Origin of the sequence: Mycobacterium bohemicum DSM 44277 (assembly GCF_001053185.1) — a bacterium.
In the GTDB taxonomy this organism is placed as follows: domain Bacteria; phylum Actinomycetota; class Actinomycetes; order Mycobacteriales; family Mycobacteriaceae; genus Mycobacterium; species Mycobacterium bohemicum.
The window spans coordinates 472651-494087 of the sequence record NZ_CSTD01000001.1 but is presented as its reverse complement, the minus strand read 5'-3'; the positions used below and the strand labels follow the sequence as shown (position 1 = coordinate 494087).

At 70.1% G+C, this 21437-nt stretch carries 16 protein-coding genes and 4 pseudogenes; 10 read left to right on the top strand and 10 right to left on the bottom strand.

What is annotated here, in order from left to right:
- The 3 genes and pseudogenes from BN971_RS24890 to BN971_RS25260 all read right to left on the bottom strand — a co-directional run.
- Positions 1–277 (bottom strand): annotated as a pseudogene (locus BN971_RS24890) (glycosyltransferase); the annotation flags it as partial.
- Positions 278–435: 158 nt separating this feature from the next.
- Positions 436–1374: pseudogene (locus BN971_RS24410) on the bottom strand (beta-ketoacyl synthase N-terminal-like domain-containing protein); the annotation flags it as partial.
- A gap of 442 nt (positions 1375–1816) precedes the next feature.
- A complete protein-coding gene (locus BN971_RS25260; RefSeq protein WP_211279806.1) occupies positions 1817–2167 on the bottom strand; it encodes a hypothetical protein in 351 nt (116 codons plus the stop codon).
- A 166-nt stretch (positions 2168–2333) separates the two neighbouring features.
- On the opposite strand from BN971_RS25260, the gene rbpA reads away from it, so the two are divergent.
- Positions 2334–2669: an RNA polymerase-binding protein RbpA gene (rbpA, locus tag BN971_RS02435; RefSeq protein ID WP_085180983.1), complete on the top strand. Its 336-nt coding sequence runs from the start codon at positions 2334–2336 to the stop codon at positions 2667–2669.
- Positions 2670–2685: 16 nt separating this feature from the next.
- On the opposite strand, the pseudogene lnt reads toward rbpA, so the two are convergent.
- Positions 2686–5213 (bottom strand): annotated as a pseudogene (lnt, locus tag BN971_RS02425) (apolipoprotein N-acyltransferase).
- A gap of 184 nt (positions 5214–5397) precedes the next feature.
- Complete coding sequence (locus tag BN971_RS02420; RefSeq protein WP_085180980.1) at positions 5398–5916, bottom strand: FxsA family protein; 519 nt, start codon at positions 5914–5916, stop codon at positions 5398–5400.
- Positions 5917–5989: 73 nt separating this feature from the next.
- Here BN971_RS02420 and BN971_RS02415 point away from each other — a divergent pair, with 73 nt between their 5' ends.
- Positions 5990–6697, top strand: a complete 708-nt coding sequence (locus BN971_RS02415; protein ID WP_085180979.1) for a dienelactone hydrolase family protein — start codon at positions 5990–5992, stop codon at positions 6695–6697.
- A gap of 51 nt (positions 6698–6748) precedes the next feature.
- Positions 6749–7351: a hypothetical protein gene (locus BN971_RS02410; RefSeq protein WP_085180978.1), complete on the top strand. Its 603-nt coding sequence runs from the start codon at positions 6749–6751 to the stop codon at positions 7349–7351.
- A gap of 13 nt (positions 7352–7364) precedes the next feature.
- Here BN971_RS02410 and BN971_RS02405 read toward each other — a convergent pair whose 3' ends face one another.
- Together BN971_RS02405 and BN971_RS02400 are read right to left on the bottom strand one after the other, a co-directional pair.
- Entirely contained in the window at positions 7365–8237 is an 873-nt protein-coding gene (locus BN971_RS02405) for a type 1 glutamine amidotransferase domain-containing protein (protein ID WP_085180977.1), read from the bottom strand.
- A 2-nt stretch (positions 8238–8239) separates the two neighbouring features.
- Complete coding sequence (locus BN971_RS02400; RefSeq protein ID WP_085180976.1) at positions 8240–8626, bottom strand: PPOX class F420-dependent oxidoreductase; 387 nt, start codon at positions 8624–8626, stop codon at positions 8240–8242.
- 122 nt (positions 8627–8748) lie between these two features.
- Between BN971_RS02400 and BN971_RS02395 the strand changes: the two genes are divergently transcribed.
- Genes BN971_RS02395 through BN971_RS02380 form a run of 4 tightly spaced genes read left to right on the top strand, consistent with a single transcriptional unit; the run spans position 8749 to position 12610 of the window.
- Entirely contained in the window at positions 8749–9972 is a 1224-nt protein-coding gene (locus BN971_RS02395; RefSeq protein WP_085180975.1) for a DUF1214 domain-containing protein, read from the top strand.
- Complete coding sequence (locus tag BN971_RS02390) at positions 9969–11114, top strand: sulfotransferase family protein (RefSeq protein ID WP_085180974.1); 1146 nt, start codon at positions 9969–9971, stop codon at positions 11112–11114. Before BN971_RS02395 ends, BN971_RS02390 begins: the two co-directional genes overlap by 4 nt.
- Positions 11115–11131: 17 nt before the next feature.
- Complete coding sequence (locus BN971_RS02385; protein WP_085180973.1) at positions 11132–11776, top strand: TetR/AcrR family transcriptional regulator; 645 nt, start codon at positions 11132–11134, stop codon at positions 11774–11776.
- A gap of 30 nt (positions 11777–11806) precedes the next feature.
- Positions 11807–12610 carry an SDR family NAD(P)-dependent oxidoreductase gene (locus BN971_RS02380; protein WP_085180972.1) on the top strand — a complete coding sequence of 268 codons (804 nt, stop codon included), beginning with the start codon at positions 11807–11809 and terminating at the stop codon, positions 12608–12610.
- Between the two features lie 73 nt (positions 12611–12683).
- On the opposite strand, the gene cobN is transcribed toward BN971_RS02380, so the two are convergent.
- Both cobN and BN971_RS02370 read right to left on the bottom strand, forming a co-directional pair.
- The gene (cobN, locus tag BN971_RS02375; protein ID WP_085180971.1) at positions 12684–16259 is read right to left on the bottom strand and encodes a cobaltochelatase subunit CobN; all 3576 of its coding nucleotides are present in this window, start codon (positions 16257–16259) and stop codon (positions 12684–12686) included.
- 3 nt (positions 16260–16262) lie between these two features.
- Positions 16263–16925 (bottom strand): alpha/beta hydrolase family protein, encoded by a 663-nt coding sequence (locus tag BN971_RS02370; protein WP_085180970.1) that lies wholly within the window; start codon positions 16923–16925, stop codon positions 16263–16265.
- A gap of 100 nt (positions 16926–17025) precedes the next feature.
- Here BN971_RS02370 and cobG point away from each other — a divergent pair, with 100 nt between their 5' ends.
- The 3 genes and pseudogenes from cobG to BN971_RS02355 all read left to right on the top strand — a co-directional run bounded on the left by cobG (position 17026) and on the right by BN971_RS02355 (position 20114).
- Positions 17026–18150: a precorrin-3B synthase gene (gene cobG / locus BN971_RS02365; protein WP_085180969.1), complete on the top strand. Its 1125-nt coding sequence runs from the start codon at positions 17026–17028 to the stop codon at positions 18148–18150.
- A 9-nt stretch (positions 18151–18159) separates the two neighbouring features.
- Positions 18160–18625, top strand: a pseudogene (locus BN971_RS02360) (precorrin-8X methylmutase).
- Between the two features lie 7 nt (positions 18626–18632).
- Complete coding sequence (locus tag BN971_RS02355; protein WP_085180967.1) at positions 18633–20114, top strand: precorrin-2 C(20)-methyltransferase; 1482 nt, start codon at positions 18633–18635, stop codon at positions 20112–20114.
- A 9-nt stretch (positions 20115–20123) separates the two neighbouring features.
- Here BN971_RS02355 and BN971_RS02350 read toward each other — a convergent pair whose 3' ends face one another.
- The gene (locus BN971_RS02350) at positions 20124–21341 is read right to left on the bottom strand and encodes a class I SAM-dependent methyltransferase (protein ID WP_085180966.1); all 1218 of its coding nucleotides are present in this window, start codon (positions 21339–21341) and stop codon (positions 20124–20126) included.
- Positions 21342–21437: the final 96 nt, after the last annotated feature.

Here is a 21437-nt window from a genome sequence, read left to right as displayed (position 1 = left end):
GGTACTGGCTTGAGATGCAGAGGACTTCGTCGAGGGTGGCGGTGCGCGGCCCGGGTTCGGCGGGTGGATCGGGGTCGCGGTGTCGCGCGCCGTGGGCTTGGTCTAGGCGTGTGGTGTCGAACATCGCTGGGCCGGTGGCTATTACGTCGGTGAGTAGGTAGCGGCCGGCGTTGGGTGCTCGGCGCACGGTTTCCTCTGCTGCGGTGGCGCCGGTGAGTTTGGCTGCGTCGGTGAAGTTGATGCCGACCTGAAACACCTGTGGTTCGGCGTCGAGCACTGCGGTCAGGCGGGTGATGTAGTTCTCGGGGGCGAAGAACCGCCAGCCTTCGCCCAGGTGCAGCCAGAACCGGCCGTCGATCTGAGCGCGCAGCTGCGCCAGCAGGGGGGCGGGCTTGTCGCCGGATCGGCGGCGGGCGAATTCGAGGAACCCGTAACGTTTGGGCAGCCTGGCGCGGTCAGGCCGTTGGACGCGCCGTCCTGGTTGACCGCGGTGCCGCGCACCACCGCGAACACCGGATGCCCCAACCGCTGCGCGTCCGAGAGCCGCTCCACCACCAACATCGCGCCGCCCTCGGACCAGCCGACGCCGTCGGCGGCCCCCGCGTACGCCTTGCACCGGCCGTCGGGCGCGAGCCCGCGGTGCCGGCTGAACTCCACGAACACCGTCGGGGTGGCGTTGACGGTCGCGCCGCCGGCCAGCGCCAGGTCGCACTCGCCAGAGCGCAGCGACTGCACCGCCATGTGCAGCGCCACCAGCGACGACGAACACGCGGTGTCCACCGACACCGCCGGGCCCTCCAGCCCCAGCACATACGACACCCGCCCCGACGCCACGCTGGACGTCATGCCGGTCAGCCGGTAGCCCTCGATTTCCTCGGCCAGCATCCCGTAGCCCTGGACGATGAGCCCGGCGAACACCCCCGTCGCGCTGCCGCGCAGGCGGGTGGGGTCGATCCCGGCCCGCTCCAGCGCCTCCCACGACAGCTCCAGCAGCATCCGGTGCTGGGGGTCCATGGCCAGGGCCTCACTCGGCGCGATGCCGAAGAACGCCGCGTCGAAATCGGCGACACCGTCCACGAAGCCGCCGGTGCGCGCGTACGTCTTGTGCCGCGCGTCGGGGTCGGGGTCGAACAGCCCCGCCACGTCCCATCCGCGGTCGGTGGGAAAATCCGAGATCACGTCGCGGCCGTCGGCGACCATCTGCCACAGGCCCTCAGGGGAGTCGACGCCGCCCGGGAAGCGGCAGGACATTCCGACGATGGCGATGGGCTCGTTCGCCCGCTCCAGCAGCGCACGGTTGGTGCGCTTCAGGCGATCCACCTGGACCAGCGCTTTGCGCAGCGCCTCGGTCGCATGCTGGAGTTGATCAACCATCACTACCCTCGCCTAACCCTCGCCTAACGTTGGCCGTCTGCGCGCCGAAGGGACGGCGCCGCAGAGTCACGGAATTTGCTGCACGAAGCGAAGTCTTCGCCTTTTCGGGGGCCTTTTCGGGGGCCTTTCCGGGGGCCCTGTCGGGGAGCGTCGTGCTGCCCTCCGGCCCAAGAATTCCGCTGGCGAGTATGGCCAACTCCGGCGCGATTTCAAAACGTTCGATGCCCCCGGCTGCCTAGAGAAGAACCGGCCGGCGGATCGTCCTGGGCGTGCGGAACGCCTGATGGTGATCGATCCGACGGTGCGCTCCCGACGCACGCGGCGCGCACGGAATTCCCGCCCACCTGGGTACACCCGGCCCATCGCCCATGGCGCGACTGTACCCGGATATCGATGGGCGATGCTCATGCGCATGCCCGTGCCCGGGTGGCGAACGATCCGATCAGACGCCGGCGCGACGCCAGCCGTCGGCGGCCCTCGCGGCGTGGATCAGCACGTCGCACAATTCCCGAATTTCGGACGCCCCGGCGCCCTCCTCCACGGCCGTCGCGACGTCCTCGGCGGCGCATCGCACCTGATAGATGCGGTCAGACAGGTCGGCGGCGTCGTCGGCCGACAGCACCACGGCGTCCGCCGGCAGGTCGGCCGCCCCCGCGCGGGTCAGCGAGGCGCGCTGCTCGTAGGCCCGCTGACGGCACGACTGGCGACAGTACTGCCGGCGACGGCCCATCCCGGCGTCGGACACGTCCCGACCGCACCAACGGCACGGTTGGGGGCGGGCGCGGCGGGTCACGCCTGCCGACTTTAGTCGGGCAGCGTCCGCGATCCCGGTATCATTGAGGGTCGCGTCGCGCATCCGGCATGCCCGCCCGGGAACTAAGCAGGCCGGCATGACGTTTGCCACACGGACATCATCGCGCCCACCGGAAGAACACGCAGAACCCAGAGGAGTAGCACACATGGCTGATCGCGTCTTGAGAGGCAGTCGCCTTGGAGCCGTGAGCTACGAGACGGACCGCAACCACGACCTGGCGCCGCGCCAGATCGCCCGCTACCGCACGGACAACGGCGAGGAATTCGAGGTTCCCTTCGCCGACGACGCCGAAATCCCCGGCACCTGGCTGTGCCGCAACGGCATGGAGGGCACCCTGATCGAGGGTGACCTGCCCGAGCCGAAGAAGGTGAAGCCGCCGCGCACGCACTGGGACATGCTGCTGGAGCGGCGCTCTGTCGAGGAACTCGACGAGCTGCTCAAGGAGCGCCTGGAGATCATCCGGTCACGCCGCCGCGGATAGCCGCGCAGCGACCACCTCAGGCGTGGTCGTGCGCCCGGGCGGTGTTGCCGTGGTCGAGCCGACCCTGCACGCCCCACCGGGTGACCTTCACCAGCGCCTCGCGGATGTTGGAACCGCTCATCTTGGACACCCCGAGTTCGCGCTCGGTGAAAGTGATCGGCACCTCGGCGATGCTGAACCCGTTGCAGACCGTGCGCCACGTCAGGTCGATCTGGAAGCAGTAACCCTTGGAGTCCACACCGTCGAGGCCTATCGCCTCGAGGACCTCGCGGCGGTAGGCGCGGTAGCCGGCGGTGATGTCGTGCACGCCGATGCCGAGGGCCAGGCGGGCATAGGTGTTGGCCGTCCAGGACAGGGCCCAGCGCCGCCACGGCCAATTCCGCACCGCGCCGCCCTCGACGTATCGCGAGCCGATGGCCAGATCGGCTCCCTGGTCGACCGCGCCGAGGAGGAGATGGAGCTGTTCGGGGGCGTGACTGCCGTCCGCGTCCATCTCGACGAGCACGGAGTAATCCCGGGCCAGGCCCCAGGCGAACCCGGCCAGGTAGGCCGCCCCCAGCCCGTCTTTGGCGGTGCGGTGCATGACGTGCGTGCGGCCGGGGTCGGCCGCCGCCAGCTCGTCGGCGAGCTCCCCGGTGCCGTCGGGGCTGCTGTCATCGACGATGAGCAGATGCACCTGCGGGCACGCGTCCTTGAGCCGCCGGTGGATCACCGGCAGGTTCTCCCGCTCGTTGTAGGTCGGGATGATCACCAGTGTCCGCTGGCTGGGCGGGCTGGAAACGTCGCCCGGGACCCTGGGCGCCGGCTTGCCGGTGGTCATGTAGCTCCTTTTGGTTGCCCGAGTTCGGGTTGGCCGTCCTGGCCGGGCGGGATGTCGTCCGTCGACTCCGTGCCGTCGTCCGGCGGACGCTCCTGCGCTGTGGCCAACCCGCCCTCGCCGGCGGCCGTGTCCTGCGACGCCTTCGCACGGGGTTCACCGGCGTCTCCGGACCCGTCCCGGGGCCCGGGCCCCGGACGCACCGGGCGAGGGAACCACCCATTGTGCCGTATCCCGGCCAGGATGACCGCTCCGGCCGCCGCGACCAGGACCCACTGCACGATCGGCCCCCAGCGGGTCGCCGGCGTCAGCTTGGTCTTGAGCCGCACCTGGATGTCCAGGTAGGCGGGCTGGAAGAACTCGGTGCGCACCAGGTCGGCCCCGTCGGGGGCGATGACCGCGCTGATGCCGGTCGTGCCGGCGACGATGACGTATCGGTCGTGTTCGACGGCCCTGACCTTGGCGAACGCCAGCTGCTGGGCGCTCATCGCCTGGTTGAAGGTGGCGTTGTTGGCGGGTACCGCGAGCAGCTGGGCTCCGTTGAGGACCGCCTTGCGGGGCGCGCGGTCGAACAGGACCTCCCAGCAGGTGGTCACCCCCAGCGGGACCCCGGCGATGTGCACCACGCCGCTGCCGCCGCGGGGCACCATGTGGCCGGCCCGGTCCGCGTAGCCGGACAGGTGCTTGAAGAGCCAGGGCATCGGCAGGTACTCCCCGAAGGGCTGCACGATTTCCTTGTCGTGGCGGTCGGCCGGCCCGGTGACCGGATTCCACACGATGACGGTGTTGGTGTACTCGGGCGCCTGCCGGGGGCGCCCCGGGACGTCGAGGACGGTCCCGATGAGGATCGGCGCGCCGATCGCCGCGGCGGCCTGGGAGATCTGCTGCCCGGCGTCGGCATTGACGAACGGATCGATGTCCGACGAGTCCTCCGGCCAGATCACGAACTGCGGTTGCGGCGCGGCCCCCGCCCGCACGTCCTCGGCCAGTTGCAGCGTCTCGCGGACGTGGTTGTCCAGCACGGCCCGGCGCTGGGCGTTGAAGTCGAGCCCCAGCCGCGGCACGTTGCCCTGCACGGCGGCGACCGTCACCGAGGGCTCGCCCCCGGCGCCCATCCCGGCGTGGCGCACCTGCGGCCACACGACGATCGCGGCCAGCAGCACCATGCAGATCGACAGGCCCGGCAGCAACACCGCGGGCGGCTGGGTACCGGTGGCGCCCGCGCCCCGGAGGCCGGCTTTCCACCAGGTGACGATCTCCAGGGCGATGGCGGTCGCGCTGAAACCGACCAGCATGACCGCGGCCGACAGCAGGGCCACCCCGCCGAGCTGGACCAACGGCAGCAGTGGGCCCTGGGCCTGGCCGAACGCGACCGAGCCCCACGGGAAACCGCCGAACGGGCCGATCGACTTCAGCCATTCCTGCGCGGCCCACAGCACGGCGAACCAGATCGGCCAGCCGGGCAGCCGCCGCGTCACCACGGCGGCCAGGCCGAACAGCCCGGGGAACAGCGCGCACACGGCCGCCAGCGCCAGCCACGGTATGGCACCGACCAGGTTGCTGATCCACGGCAACAGCGGCAGGTAGAAGGCGAGGCCGAACAGGAATCCGTAGCCCAGACCGCCCGCGGGGGTGGTCGCCGGGCGGGTGAGCACCCAGGCGAGCAGGGCGGCCGCGGCGAACGCGGCCCACCACCAGTTCAGCGGCGGGAAGCTGGCGCACAGCAGGAGGCCTGCCTCTTTTACACATCTTGATGTGTATACGAGAAAGGGTGAACGCCGCGTTGTTGGGTGGGTTGTCCGCAAAACTCTCCCGGCTAGACCGCGACACTGACACCACGCACACGACACGCCGGGGCGCGTGTGCCTGGTGCAAGCCTCGCGAGCGGCCGGGGCTCCGAGACCATACGGGTCAGACGCGCCCGGCCCCCCGATGGGGCAGGGCCGGCGGGTCGACGTCGTGCACGTCGATGACCTCGCCGTCGATGTAGTCACCGCGCGGGCCGGGGTCGCCGGAATAGCCGCGGGCCGACGCCGTCGCGAACGCGGTCGCGTAGCTGACCAGCGGAACCCGTCTGCGCAGCCCGCGCACCGCGACTGCGGCCAGTCCGGGGCCGGCGACCGACCGGATCGGCGGCACCAGCAGCAACAGCCCCAGCGCGGTGGTCACCAGACCGGGAACCATGACCAGGGCCATGGCCAGCGTGATCATCGCGCTGTCGCCCGCCACACGCCGCTCGGTCAGGCCGGACCGCAGCTGCCCGATCCGCTGGATGAGGTGCGAACCGGCCATCGGCGCCAGCAGGCCCCAGCCGAGCAGGGACGTGGCCAGCAGCACCAGCAGAGTCCAGCCCCAACCGACCGTCGACACCAGGGCGAAGACCGCCGCCAGTTCGACGACGGCATAGATCAACAACAGCCGCGACACCATGACACGCCAACGTCCGCGGGCGGGGCCGCAGTTCCCCGTGTGGGGGACTTCTCGGCTGCAGTTAGATGACGCTATGACCACGATTCAGATCAGCACCCCCGACGGGCCCATCGATGCGCTATTGAGCACCCCGGCGGGCGGCGGCCCGTGGCCGGGCGTGGTGGTGATCCACGACGCGTTCGGCTACGGCCGCGACAAGCAGTCGACCAACGACCGCATCGCCCGGGCCGGCTATCTGGCGCTCACCCCGGACATGTACTCGCGCGGCGGCCGCATCCGGTGCATCAGCCGGGTCATGCGGGAGTTGATGACGCAGCGTGGCCGCGCCCTCGACGACATCCTGGCCGCCCGCGCGCACCTGCTGGCCATGCCGGAGTGCTCGGGGCGCGTCGGCATCGCCGGGTTCTGCATGGGCGGCCAGTTCGCTCTGGTCATGTCCCCGAAGGGGTTCGCGGCCTCGGCGCCCTTCTACGGCACTCCCCTGCCCCGCAACCTCGGCGAAACCCTGGACGGGGCGTGCCCCATCGTGGCCAGCTTCGGCGGCAGTGACCCCCTGGGCAAGGGCGCGCCCGAGCGGCTGCGGGAGGTGACCGCGCGCAAGAACATCACCGCCGACATCAAGGTCTACCCCGGCGTCGGGCACAGCTTCGCCAACGAACTTCCCGCCCAGCCGTTGATTCGGATCGCCGGCTTCGGCTACGACCGGGACGCCACCGAGGACGCCTGGAGCCGCGTCTTCGCGTTCTTCGGAGAGCACCTGGCCCCCGACGCTGCGGGTTAGGATTCTTCGCGCCGGTTTCGGGACCGGGATCCGTCTGCGGAGGAGGCGACGATGGGCCGCTCGGCGACTCGACGCGCCCGGTGGTTCGACGTCGTCGCGGGCGTCGTCGTCCTGGCCGTCCTGATCGGCGTGGGCCGCATCGCACTGGTCGACCGCGACGATTCCGCGCCGGACCCTCGGGGCTCGGCCGCGCAGCCGGCGTCGGCGGCCGCCTTCAGCCCCGCCGAGCAAAAGATCGTCGGGTTGCTGCCCCCGGGGTACAGCGTCGCGGCGTGCGCGCGGGCCGCGGATCCGTTCGAAGACGCCGTCGCCAGCCTGGATTGCACGCAGAACTCCGGCTCCGACGACCCGACCTACGCCCGGTTCACCCTCTATGAAGACCTCGACGCGCTGACCGGAGACTTTCAGGACACCGCCGGGGACATGGTGCAGTCGCCCTGCCCCGGCCAGGGCCCGTCGGGACCGGGAACCTGGACGCTGGACGCAAAGGGCGGTCAGATCGGCGGCAAGATCGTGTGCGGCATGGTCGACGACCGGGCCAACATCGCCTGGACCCGCGACGCGCAACTGCTCCTCGCCACCGTCAACGGCGGGGCGGACCTGGGCGACCTGTACAAGTGGTGGCGGCGCTACGGCGCCACGTCGCAGCAGTGAGATTTGGCGCCGGTCACCCGGGGTCCGGCAGCGGGCCCAGCTTTTGCGCGACGACGGACGCGAACGTGTGCGTGTCGCCCGGCCACCGCGCCGACACGTAGTTGCCGTCGTCGACGACGAACGCCGGCCGCGAATCGGTCGCGGTGTCGCGCGCCATCCCCGACGACTTGCGTCGCCAGTCCGGCGAGCCGCGCACGACGTCGCGGAAATCATCCGGATTCTCAAGGGCGCGAGTCACTTCCGACTGCACGGACATGTAGCCGGCGGGCCGGCCGGGCTCCTCGGTATACGTGCGGTAGTAGTCGCGGTCCCAGAACCGGGTGATGCGGGTGAGCCGCCACGCCAGGCCTTCCATGGCCCAGGTCAGCGCCGTGGTCTTGCGGCCGTGCAGCACCGAGCGCCCGGTCGCGGGGTCGATGCTGCGGGCGGCGAGCAGCACGCCGTGGCAGATCGCGGCCACCAGGATCCCGCGGGCGAAGGCGTCCACCACGAGGCGGTGCAGCGCGTCGCTGTCGATGTAGCTGCGCATTCCCCGCGCCCGGTGCCCACCGGGCAGCAGCAGCGCGTCGACGCCGTCCGGGCCGGCTTCGGCCCACGTGATGGGGTGCCGAAACTCGTTTGACGCCACCATTTCCCGGTAGGCGCGCCGCCCGTCCTTGTTGGCACGCAGCGCCAGGCCGATCAGCGGGACCGCGCCCAGCACCGGCAGCACGGACCAGACATCGAGCCCTCGGCCGGTCACCATGATGTCGTCGGCGACCCCGGGCCCACCGCTCTCGGTGGCGAAGACCACGCGGTGACCGCTGCGGGTCAGGACGCGCCAGCTCACCGCGACCTCGGTCGGATCGAAGTCGCGATCCGGGATGGGGATCAGGACCGTGCCCACGGTCAGGCGGAGACCGTCCTGAGTTCGAGGCCGACGTTGTTGTGCGCGCCGCCGCGCAACTTGCTGACGAAGTTGAACAGCTTGCCGACGAGGCCGTACCGCTTGCCGATCGCGTCGTAGACGGCCGGGGTCTGCGATGCGTCGAGGACCACCGCGGTGCCCTCGACGGCCTCGCTGGTCGCCTGGCCGCGCATGGTGCAGGTGGCCAGCGTGATGCGCGGCGTGTTGCGGATCCGCTTGACCTTCCACGAGTCGGCCCCGGTGATGACCAGCAGCCGGTCCCCGTTGGCGGCCGCCCAGATCGGGGTCGGCTTGGGACGGCCGTCCTTGGTGAAGGTGGTCAACAGGAGGTATTGCGACTTGGCCAGGTCGTCAAAAGAGGGGGTCACGGGTGCCAACCTACCGCTCGACGTTGACTTTCGCGTACGTCAGCTGCGATAGTCAGCAGACCTTAAACGGAAATATTATTTTCGGTTAAGGGGTCCTGTGGCACCGAAGGAGGCGGGCACGCGTGAGCGATCCGAAGATCCCGCCGGCGTGGTTGCCGCACTCGATTGCCGAGGCGGCGCTGTCCGGGCAGACCGACGACGGCGACCCGGCAACCGCATGGTCACACCTGGCGGGGCGGCTTCGCGACGCGGGGGAAGCGGTGCAATCCGATCCGGCAAACCGAAATCGCCTCGACCTCGCCGCGGGTATGCGCCACCTGTTGGTGCTGCTCGCCGCGGGCATCGACGAGGTCTTGCGCTTCGACCCCGATCCCGTGCTGTCCGTCCAGCGCACCAGCACCGACGACGTCGTCACGTGGGGCATGGAGTGCCCGGACGGCCTCTACACGCGGGCCGTGCTCCGCGGCGGGGAATGTTATCGATTGTTCGGCAATCGCGGGACCGCGCGCTACGTCGGGCTGCAGACGATGAATGGCATCGCGGCAACGGCCAACGAACTGGTCGACGAGCTGCAGGCCGATGCATCCGGCAACTTCGAGGTGGTGCTTTCGGCCGACCGGCGACCGGGAAACTGGATGCCCATCGAGGGCGAGCACCCGACATTGACTGTGCGGCACTTCTTTTACGACTGGGACACCGAGGTGGCGTCGTCGCTGCACATCGAGCGGCTCGGTGGCGCGTCGACGTCCACGGGTCCGTCGGTCCGGCCGGACGTGGCGGCGACCAGGCAGCTGGTGGCGCTCGGGGACTTCATCGTGGACAACCTGGCTTTCTTCCTCCAGTTCGGCGCCGCGGCACCACCGAACGGGTTCCTGCCGCCCATCGACCGCACCGACATCGGGGCGGCCGCGGAGAACCGGCCGGTGATCGGCCGGTGGGAGCTGGGACCCGACGAGGCGCTCATCGTCGAAGTCGAACCGCCACAGGGACTTTACTGGAGCTTCTCGATCGGCAACCCATGGTGGGAGACCATCCATTACGGCCGGCATCAATCCAGCCTGAACGCCCATCAGGCCGCGGTGGACCCCGACGGCGTGGTGCGCGTGGTGCTGTGCGCCGCCGACCCGGGGGTGGCGAACTGGCTCGACACCGCCGGCCACAGCAACGGCCCGATCATCCTGCGGTGCGTGCGCACCGAAACGGCGCCGATACCTACGACGCGGGTCGTGCCGTTCGCCGAGATCGATTCGGAATTGCCCGCGGAAACGACCAGGGTCGGCATCGAAGAGCGGGCAACCATCCTCGCGGCACGCCGCCGCGCCGTGCGCGAAAGGTTCGGACGGTGATGTTCGACGCTGACGAATTGGAGGAGGGCGCCCGCGCCGCAACCGGTCTCGAGGACTTCGGCTCGCCCTACTACCGCGAGGGACTCGAACGCATCGTCGAAGCGCTCAACACCGAGGCCGAACTCAACGACATGGGCCGGGTCATCCAGCACGCCACCATCAGCAACGCCCTCATCCAACGCCTCAAGATCGAAGACACCTACGCCGCGCATCCCGAGATCGGCGACCAGGTGGTCGGGGGCCCCGTCTTCGTGATCGGGCTACCGCGCACCGGGACCACCGCCCTGAGCCAACTGGTGGCCGCCGATCCCCAATTCCGCTCACTGCGAATGTGGGAGTCCCAGGCACCGACCCCGCCGCCGGAGGCCGCCACCCAGCACAGCGACCCGCGGATCGCGCAGGCCGAGGCGGGCCTGAAGATGCTCGACGACATGTTTCCGCTGATGAAGAAGCTGTACAACTCCGAGCCGACGGCACCGACGGAATGCCAGGACCTGATGGGAATGAGCTTTCGCACCTTCCACTTCGACGGCGCCGTCCGGGCACCCGGATACCTGGCCTGGCTGATGGACTGCGACATGCGCGAGACTTACACGTACCACCGGCGGGTGCTCAAGCTCTTGCAATGGCACTGCCCACCGGTCCTGTGGCACCTCAAGACCCCCGTGCACATGTTCGCCCTCGACGCGCTCGTCGAGGCATATCCGAACGCGAAATTCCTCTGGAGCCACCGCGATCCGGCGAAGGTCATGGGCTCGGTATGCAGCCTCATCCGATACGTGCGCAGCTGGAGCAGCGACCGCGACGACGCCGTCGAACTCGGCAGAGAGCAGGTCGAAAGCTGGGTGGAAGCCGTGCGGCGGGCGATGGATTTCCGCAACCGCGTGGGCGATGATCGATTCGCCGACGTCTCTTTCGCCGACCTGCAGAACGATCCGGTACGCACCCTGCACGCCGGCTACGAGGCGTTGGGCTTGACCTTCTCCGACGCCACGCTGCAGGCGGTGCGGCGGTGGTCCGAAGACCACCCGCCAGGTGCCCGCGGCGCGCACGATTACGACCTGGCCGACTACGGCCTGACGCCGCACGGCGTACGCGAGCGCTTCGCGGACTATCTGGCCACCTACGACGCGACCATGTGAGATCAGATGGCACGCCCATGAATGCTCCCCGCACGCGTCAGCGCGACAAGCTGAGTCCCGACCCGAACGTTCGCCGCGACATCCTGGCCGTCGCGTCAACGATCCTGCGGGAGCAGGGAGTTCAAGGTCTGACCATCGCCTCGGTTCTCGAGCGGGCCTCGTTGGGCACCCGCGCGTTCTACCGGCATTTCGGATCGAAGGACGACCTGGTCGGCGCCCTGTTCCTGGAGATGGCGCGAAGGGAGGAACGCCGACTGCGGCGCCGGATGTCTTATGCCGCTACGGAAGTCGACGCGGTTGCGGCGTGGATCGATGGGCGGCTCGACTTGGCGTTCGATACCGGGGTCAAGTCCGATCTGCGCCTGCTGTCACTGGAGGCCCAATCCCAGCTGTTCGTCTCCCCCAGCCTCGTCATGCCCGCGTACGCGCAATTGCTCAGGCCGCTGAGCCAGGCTCTGCAGCGCGGCCTGCAGCAAGGCGTGTTCCATGACATCGACCCGGTGACCGACGCGCAAGCCATCCACGCGGTGGTGTGGGCGGGCATCGAGCGGCAATGGACGACCGGCGGATGCGACCGCGACGTAGTGCGCCGGCGCGCGCTGCGCTTCTGCCTGGGGGGGCTCGGGGTGAGCGGAGAAGTCATTGCCCAACAGACGCTTTGAGCGACCACACACCAAAAACAAGGAGAACAGATGGACTTGGGCTTCGCCGGATCGACGGCCGTGGTTACGGGCGGCAGCAAGGGGATGGGTCTGGCCATCGCCCAAACACTGGCGGCCGAGGGCGCCAGCGTGGCGGTGATGGCCAGGGGCCGAACGGCACTCGACGCCGCCGTCGTGTCGCTGCGGGAGGCGGGCGCCCCGGACGCCGTGGGGATCAGCGTGGACATGGGCGATGCCGACTCCATCGCCGATGGCTTCGCCCAGGTTGCGGGCCGCTGGGGGCGAATCAACAGCTTGGTCCACACGATCGGGCCGGGCGACGGCTATTTCGAACAGATGGACGACGCGCAATGGGCGGAGGCGTTCTCCCTCGGCACCATGTCGGCGGTGCGGTCGATCCGCGCCGCCCTGCCGTTGCTGCGCTCCGCGGACTGGGCGCGCATCGTCACATTTGCCGCACACTCCATTCAACGGCAGAACCCGCGCATCGTGGCCTACACGGCGTCCAAGGCGGCGCTGGCCAGCGTGACCAAGAACCTTTCGAAAAGCCTTGCCGGGGACGGGATCCTCGTCAACTGCGTGTGCCCGGGGACCATCGTCACCGCCAGCTTCACCGAAGTACTGAAGGACCTTCTGGCCGCCGACGGCCTCGATGCCACGAATCCCGTCGACGTCATGACCTGGATCGACAACAACTTTCACCAACCCTGCGACCTCGGCCGCGCCGGGCTCCCCGAGGAGGTCGCATCCATCACCGCCTACCTGGCGTCGCGGCGAAATGGCTACGTCACCGGCGCGACGGTGAACGTGGACGGCGGCTCGGACTTCATCTAGCCCCGGCGAGCAGACGCACAATCGCACCCGAAAGGTCGCTGTAATGCGATTCTGCGTCTGCTCGCGAGGGAAACTAGCCCTCGAGGTCGCCCTCGGTTTCCAGCAGCGCGTCGCGCAGCGCGTCCAGGGTCTCGGGCTCCGGCTGCGCCCACATCCCGCGTCCGGCCGCCTCCAGCAGCCGTTCGGCCATGCCGTGCAGCGCCCACGGGTTGGACTCCGCCATGAACTTGCGGTTCTCGGTGTCCAGCACGTAGCGCTCGGTCAGTTGTTCGTACATCCAGTCGGCCATCACCCCGGCGGTCGCGTCGTAGCCGAACAGATAGTCGACCGTGGCCGCCATCTCGAACGCGCCCTTGTAGCCGTGCCGGCGCATCGCGGCCATCCAGCGCGGGTTGACCACGCGGGCCCGAAACACCCGCGCGGTCTCCTCCGACAGCGTGCGGGTGCGGATCGCGTCGGGCCTGGTGTTGTCGCCGATGTAGGCGGCCGGCGCCTGCCCCGTCAGCGCGCGCACGGTGGCCACCATGCCGCCGTGGTATTGGAAGTAGTCGTCGGAGTCGGCGATGTCGTGTTCGCGGGTGTCGGTGTTCTTGGCGGCCACCACGATGCGCCGGTACTGGCGGTTCATGTCGTCGACGGCCTCGCGGCCGTCCAGGTCGCGGCCATAGGCGAACCCGCCCCACGCGGTGTACACCTGCGCCAGGTCGGCGTCGTCGCGCCAGTTGCGGCTGTCGATCAGCTGCAGCAGCCCGGCGCCGTAGGTACCGGGCTTGGAACCGAAGATCCGTGTGGTGGAACGCCTTTCATCGCCGTGCTGAGCGAGGTCGGCCTGGGCGTGCGCGCGCACGTAGTTGTCGTCGGCGGCCTCGTCCAGGGCGGCGACCAGGCGCACGGCGTCGTCGAGCATGGTGACGACATGCGGGAACGCGTCGCGGAAGAACCCGGAGATCCGCACGGTGACGTCGATGCGCGGACGGCCCAACTCGGGCAGCGGGATCGCGGTGAGGCCGACGACGCGGCGCGACGCGTCGTCCCAGACAGGCCGAACGCCCAGCAGCGCAAGCACTTCGGCGATGTCGTCGCCGGAGGTGCGCATCGCCGAGGTGCCCCACACCGACAGCCCCACCGATTGCGGCCAGCGCCCGTGGTCGCCGCGGTAGCGGTCCAGCAGCGAATCCGCCAGCGCCACACCGGCTTCCCAGGCCAGCCGGGACGGCACCGCCTTGGGGTCCACGGAGTAGAAGTTGCGGCCCGTCGGCAGCACGTTGACCAGGCCGCGCAGCGGCGAGCCCGACGGTCCGGCCGGGATGAAGTGCCCGTCCAGCGCGCGCAGCACCTGTTCGATTTCCGCGTCGGTGCCGGCGAGCCTGGGCACCACCTCGGTGGCGGCGAACCGCAGGACTCGCGCCACCTCCGGGTTGTCGGTGAGCCGCTCGGCGGCGTCGGGGTCCCAGCCGGTGGCCTGCAGCGCGGCGATCAGCTCGCGGGCCGCGGCCTCGGCCTCGTCGACCGACGACCGTTCGTCCGTGCCGTCCTCCGCCAGCCCCAGCGCCTCGCGCAGGCCCGGGAGCGCCTGCTCGCCGCCGAACAGTTGGCGGGCCCGCAAAATGGCCAGCACGAGGTCGAGTTCGGCCGCGCCCGTGGGCTTTTGGCCCAGGATGTGCAGGCCGTCGCGGATCTGGACGTCCTTGATCTCACACAGCCAGCCGTCGACGTGCAGCAGCATGTCGTCGAAGGAGTCCTCCTCCGGGCGTTCGGTGAGCCCCAGGTCGTGATCCATCTTCGCGGCCCGGATCAGCGTCCAGATCTGCTGGCGGATGGCGGGCAGCTTGCCGGGATCCAGCGCGGCGACGCTGGCATGCTCGTCGAGCAGTTGCTCCAACCGGGCGATGTCGCCGTAGGTTTCGGCGCGGGCCATCGGCGGGATGAGGTGGTCGACGAGCACCGCGTGCGCGCGCCGCTTGGCCTGGGTACCCTCGCCGGGGTCGTTGACCAGGAACGGGTAGATCAACGGCATGTTGCCCAGCGCGGCGTCCGAGCCGCAGGCGGCCGACATGCCCAACGTCTTGCCCGGCAGCCATTCCAGGTTGCCGTGCTTGCCCAGGTGCACCACCGCGTCGGCTCGAAACCCGGCGTCCAGCCAGTGGTAGGCGGCCAGGTAGTGGTGGCTGGGCGGCAGGTCGGGGTCGTGGTAGATGGCGACGGGGTTCTCGCCGAACCCGCGCGGCGGCTGCACCATCAGCACCAGGTTGCCCGCTTGCATTGCCGCGATCACGATTTCGCCGTCGGGGTCACCCGCGCGGTCGACGAACACCTCCCCCGGCGGCGGCCCCCAGTGCCGGGTCACGGCGTCGGTCAGCTCGGCGGGCAGGGTGGCGAACCAGTCGCGATAGTCCTTGGCGCGCAACCGGATCGGGTTGCCGGCCAGCTGCCCCTCGGTGAGCCACTCGGGGTCCTGCCCGCCGCGTTCGATCAGGGCGTGGATCAGCGCGTCGCCGTCACCGGATTCGACACCGGGCACCTCGCCGACCCGATATCCGTGGTCGCGCATCGCCCGCAGCAGCGCGACCGCGCTGGCGGGCGTGTCCAGGCCCACGGCGTTGCCGATGCGGGCGTGCTTGGTGGGGTAGGCCGAGAACACCAGGGCCACCCGCTTGTCGGCCGGCGCGACGTGCCGCAGGCGGGCGTGCCGGATGGCCAGGCCCGCGACGCGCGCACAGCGTTCCGGGTCGGCGACGTAGGAGATGAGCCCGTCGTCGTCGATCTCCTTGAACGAGAACGGAACCGTGATGATGCGCCCGTCGAACTCCGGCACGGCCACCTGGGTGGCCACGTCGAGCGGGCTGAGCCCGTCATCGTTGTCGATCCACTGCGCGCGGGGGCTGGTCAGGCACAGGCCCTGCAGGATCGGAACGTCCAGGGCCGCGAGATGTTCGACGTTCCAGCTGTCGTCGTCGCCGCCGGCCGTGGCCGACGCCGGCTTGAGCCCGCCGGCGGCCAGCACGGTGACCACCATGGCGTCGGCCGCCCGAAGCCGTTGCAGCAGTTCGGGTTCGGCGGTGCGCAGCGACGCGCAGTAGACGGGCAGCGGTCGCCCGCCGGCGTCTTCGACGGCCCGGCACAGCGATTCGATGTAGGCGGTGTTGCCGGCGAGCTGCTGCGCGCGGTAGTACAGCACGGCGATCGTCGGGCCGCCGGCGTTCGCGGCGGCCGGTCGCGCAAGCTCGCCCCAGGTCGGCGTCACCTCGGGCGGCGCGAAACCGAAGCCCGTCATCAGCACGGTGTCCGAGAGGAAGGCGTGCAGCTGACGCAGGTTCTCCACGCCGCCGTGCGCGAGATAGATGTGGGTCTGCACGGCGATGCCCGCGGCCGCCGTTGAGAGGCCGGTCAATTCGGCGTCGGCGGCCTGCTCGCCGCTGACGAGCACCGCCGGGATCCCACTGGCCAGCACCGCGTCGATGCCGCGCTGCCAGGCACGGTAGCCGCCCAGGATCCGCACCACCACGATCTCGGCGCCGGCGAGCAGGTCTGGCAGCTCCTCGTCGGCGATCCGCGACGGGTTGGCCCACCGGTAGTTCTTGCCGCTGGAGCGGGCGCTGATCAGGTCCGTGTCGGACGTCGAGAGCAGCAGTACGGTCGGCTCGGCCACCCCTCATTCGTACAGCAGCGTCGCCGCGATCCGGGCGGCGACCTCGCCGGCCACCGCGAGCGCGGCCCCGCTGGTTCCCGGCACGTAGCGGTCCGCGACCGCGTCGTAGTCGGCCCCGGCGATCGATCCGTGATCGGCGTCGAGTTCGACGACGTCGACCGGCCAGCCGATGTCGCGAAGGCCGGCGGCGAACCCGTGGCTGGACGCCACCGGCACCACGTCGTCGCGCAGGCCGTGCAGCAGGGTGAACGGCGCGCCGACGCGCTCGGCCGACAGCCCCTCGGCGACCGGCCGTCCCGAGAGGGGATCGGGGGCCATGAAAGCTCCGGCCAGGCACACCGTGTGCCTGAGCCCGACATCGGAGCGCTCGATCGTCAGCCCGGCCGCGGCGACTCCCCCCAACGACCATCCGACGAGCACCAGGCCGTCGGCGCGACCGCGGGCGAAGTCCAGCGAGCCCAGCAGGTCGGCGCGCCCGCCGTCCTCGGCGTGGGAGTTCCAGTCCGGGGCCACCACGGCCAGGCCATGGCCGGCGATCATGCCCGCCAGCGGGCGCACCGCGGCGCGCGCGTTGGTCTGCATGCCGTGCCACAGCAGGACCGTGGGCCGACCCGCGTCGCCGAAGACGTCGGCCAACCTGCCCGGCGAATACTCCATGGTTTCCACGGGCACGAGGGTGCCCCGGGCCGCGGCGGCCCAATCCCGAGGGATCGCCGGATTCCCGTGGCGACCACGTTCGGACGCGCCGGGGCCGTACCGTGGACGGGTGGCCAGAGCCCGCGACACCGACGCCTGCCCGGGCGCGCTGCAGGTGCACCAGGCCGCCGACGGCGCCCTGGCCCGGGTCCGGCTGCCCGGGGGCATGATCACGGCCGCGCAGCTGGCGACGCTGGCCCGCGTTTCGGCCGACTTCGGTTCCGGGACGCTGGAGCTGACCGCCCGCGGCAACGTCCAGGTGCGCGGCATCACCGACGTGGCGGCGGTGGCCGGGACGCTCGCAGGTGCCGGGTTGTTGCCGTCGGCGACGCACGAACGGGTGCGCAACATCGTCGCGTCGCCGCTGTCGGGGCGCAGCGGCGGCCGCGGCGACGTGCGGCCGTGGGTCGGCGGGCTGGACGCGGCGATCTGCTCCGACCCCGAGCTCGCCGAGCTGGGCGGGCGGTTCTGGTTCAGCCTCGACGACGGCCGCGGCGACGTGTCCGGCCTGCGCGCCGACGTCGGTGCCCACGTGCTCGACGACGGCTGCGCGCTGCTGCTGGCGGGGCGCGACACCGGTGTCCGGCTGGGCGCGGGCGAGGTGGTCGAGACGCTGGTCGGCGTGGCGAAGCGCTTTCTTGAGATCCGCGAAACGGCCTGGCGCATAGCAGAATTGGACGACATCGGCGGCGTGCTGCCCGGCGCGGACGTAGCCGCGAAGCCCTTCCCCGCGGTCACCCGGCCGCCGGTGGGCTGGATCGAGCAACGGGACGGCCGCGTCACGCTGGGCGGCGCGCTGCCGCTGGGGGTGCTGTCCGCGCGGGTGGCCGAATTCCTGGCCGCGATCGAGGCCCCGCTGGTCATCACGCCGTGGCGGTCGGTCCTGGTCTGCGATCTCAGCGAAGAGGTGGCCGATACCGCGCTGCGGGTGCTGGCGCCGTTGGGCCTGGTGTTCGACGAGAACTCCGCCTGGCTGAACGTCAGCGCCTGCACCGGCAGCCCGGGATGCGCGCGGTCGATCGCCGACGTCCGCGCGGACGCCGCGGCGGCGCTCGATGCGGGTTCCGGAGTGCCCGGAGCGCATCGTCACTTCGTGGGCTGCGACCGCGCGTGCGGCAGCCCGCTGGCCGGTGAGGTGCTGCTCGCCACGGGCAGCGGGTACCGACCGCTGAGGTCCCACTCCGCAACGTTCTAGGGTGAGCGGGTGCTCGACTACATCCGGGACGCGGCCGAGATCTACCGGCAGTCGTTCGCGGCCATTCGCGCCGAGGCCGATCTGACGCGTTTCCCCGACGACGTCGCGCGGGTCGTGGTCCGGATCATCCACACCTGCGGCCAGGTCGACGTCGCCGAGCACGTCGCGTACACCGACGACGTCGTCGCGCGGGCCGCGGCCGCGCTGCGCGGCGGCGCCCCGGTGTTCCGGCGCGGTCCTGGCGATCGGCAACGCGCCCACCGCGCTGTTCCGGCTGCTCGAGCTGATCGACGAGGGGGTCGCTCCGCCGGCCGCGGTGCTGGGCGGGCCGGTCGGATTCGTCGGGTCCGCACAGTCGAAGCAGGAGCTCATCGAGCGTCCGCGCGGGATGTCCTACCTGGTGGTGCGGGGCCGGCGCGGGGGCAGCGCCATGGCCGCCGCCGCCGTCAACGCGATCGCGAGCGACGCCGAATGAGCGAGGAATGACCCCCCGGGGCACGCTCTGGGGTGTCGGCCTGGGGCCGGGTGACCCGGAGCTGGTGACCGTCAAGGCCGCCCGGGTGATCGGCGAGGCCGACGTGGTGGCCTATCACAGCGCCCGGCACGGGCGCAGCATCGCCCGCGGGATCGCCGAGCCCTACCTGCGGCCCGGCCAGATCGAGGAGCACCTGGTCTACCCGGTGACCACCGAGGGCACCGACCATCCCGGCGGATATCCCGGGGCGCTCGAGGACTTCTACTCCGACGCCACCCGGCGCATCGGCGGGCATCTCGACGCCGGGCGCGACGTGGCCTTGCTCGCCGAGGGTGATCCGCTGTTCTACAGCTCCTACATGCACCTGCACACGCGGCTGACGCAGCGGTTCGACGCCGTCATCGTGCCGGGCGTGACGTCGGTGAGCGCCGCCTCGGCGGCGATCGCGACCCCGCTGGTGGCCGGTGACGAGGTCCTGACGGTGCTGCCCGGTACCTTGCCGGTCGCCGAGCTGACCCGCCGGCTCGCCGATGCCGACGCCGCAGTCGTGCTCAAGTTGGGCCGCTCGTATCACGCTGTGCGCGAGGCGCTGTCGGCGTCCGGACAACTTGACGACGCCTTCTACGTCGAGCGGGCGAGCACGCCCGGGCAACGCGTCCTGCCCGCGGCCGACGTCGACGAGAACAGCGTGCCGTACTTCTCGCTGGCCATGCTGCCGGGTGGGCGGCGGCTCACCCCTCCGGCACCGCGGGCCGGCTCGGTCGCGGTGATCGGGCTGGGCCCCGGCGACAGCGCGTGGATGACGCCGCAGAGCCTGCGGGAGCTGGCGGCCGCGACCGACCTGATCGGTTACCACGGCTACCTGGACCGCGTGCCCGCCCGCGCCGGTCAGCGCCGCCACCCCAGCGACAACGCCGACGAACCCGGCCGCGCCCGGCTGGCCTGCGCGCTGGCCGAGCAGGGGCACGCCGTCGCGGTGGTGTCCTCGGGCGATCCCGGCGTGTTCGCGATGGCGACCGCGGTGCTGGAGGAGGCCAAGCAGTGGCCGGGGGTGCAGGTCCGGGTGATCCCGGCGATGACCGCCGCGCAGGCGGTCGCCAGCCGGGTGGGCGCCCCGCTGGGCCACGACTACGCGGTGATCTCGTTGTCCGATCGGCTCAAGCCCTGGGAGGTGATCTCGGCGCGCCTGGCGGCCGCGGCCGCCGCCGATATGGTGCTGGCCCTTTACAATCCGGCGTCCAAGTCGCGTACCTGGCAGGTCGCCGCGATGCGCGACATCCTGCTGGCCCACCGCGAACCCGGCACGCCGGTGGTCATCGGCCGCTCGGTCTCGGGGCCCCAGGAGGACGTCCGGGTGGTGCGCCTGGCCGACCTCGACCCCGCCGACGTCGACATGCGCTGTCTGCTGATCGTCGGGTCTTCGCAAACCCAGTGGTACACAGATGATTCCGGGGACAGGGTGTTTACCCCACGGCGCTACCCGGGGTGAATCGACCAGCTACGACGAAGAGCCATTCCTCAACAGCATCGCAGCGAAATCCAGGCGCCACAGCGACTCGAATAGCCTGCGCCCGAACTCCTCGAGGTCGGACAGGGTGGCTCCCGGCAACTCTCCACTCTTCGCCACGCGATCGGCGATCTGCCGAATCGTGTGCCGGCCATCGATGTGCTGCACGAAGTGCATTTGAGCCGGCGTGACCCTCATGCGCCAATTCGGACGAAAAATCTCCTCGCCCTGGACACCGCAGCGCATGCGCATCTGCGGGATGTAATCGAGGCAGCCGGGCGTCGAGAAGTCAATGGTGTAGCTCTTTTTGGGGCGGTCCGAGCGGCATGCCACGAAGAAATGACAGGCGTTCATTACGTGGAGACGCTCTATCGTGGACCAGAGCTTGGCCTCGGGCATTGCGCTTGTCGCCTGATACAGCGGGCTCCCGTGCCTGAACCAGTCGTGCGGATAGTACGGCGCTTTGATGAACCAACCCTGGAATGCCAGTCCGGCCGAGGTGACAAGGTCGATGCACTCGCTGACGCTGTAATTGCGTTCGGGGCCACGGAGAAACGTGTCCGCGAGCGCTGCGTCGGACTGCGCCGAAACGGGTGCCATCTTGAAGTAATTGTGCACCGGATGTTCCGTGGGAAGCGCGGTGATCACTTCTTTGACCGCCTGGACCGACGAGTCGTCCTGGCCCATGTCCAGGTCACGGAAAGCCGATTGCAGCATCTCAACGCCCATGCGGCCGTACTTCGAATAGAGCATGAGACCCAGAACGCCATCTCGTCGGAGGCAGCTCTTCAGCGCTTTCATCCCTGCCGTCGGATCGTCCAAGAGATGGATGACTCCGGTCGCCACGATGAGGTCGAAATCGAGCTTCAATGATGGCAAGTCTTCTATCGCAAGCTGATGCAACTCGAGGTTCCACAGCCCGTACTTGTCCTTCAAATACTGCAGATGGTCGAGTGCCGGCTGACAGATGTCGACAGCCACCACTTTTGCTTTACGGTTGGTGTAGGCGAAAACCGCGGCCTGGTTGGCCCCGCATCCCGCGATCAAAATATCCAGGTCCGGTCTGTAGTCGCGATCCGGCCACAAAGTGGAGTTGGCGTGGACCGGGTCGAACCACTCCCAGTTGCTATCCGTCCATTCTTCAAGATCCTCGATGGGCTCCGGGTACATCTCGTAGCGGCGGGAGACGACACCGGTGTCCTGGTTCATCTGAAGCGTGGGCCCTTCCGAACGACTGCTGGTCGAGGATCGCGGATCAGTAGTCGGCCTGAGAGCATTTCGGATCCGTCCCCGTCAGAGGATTAT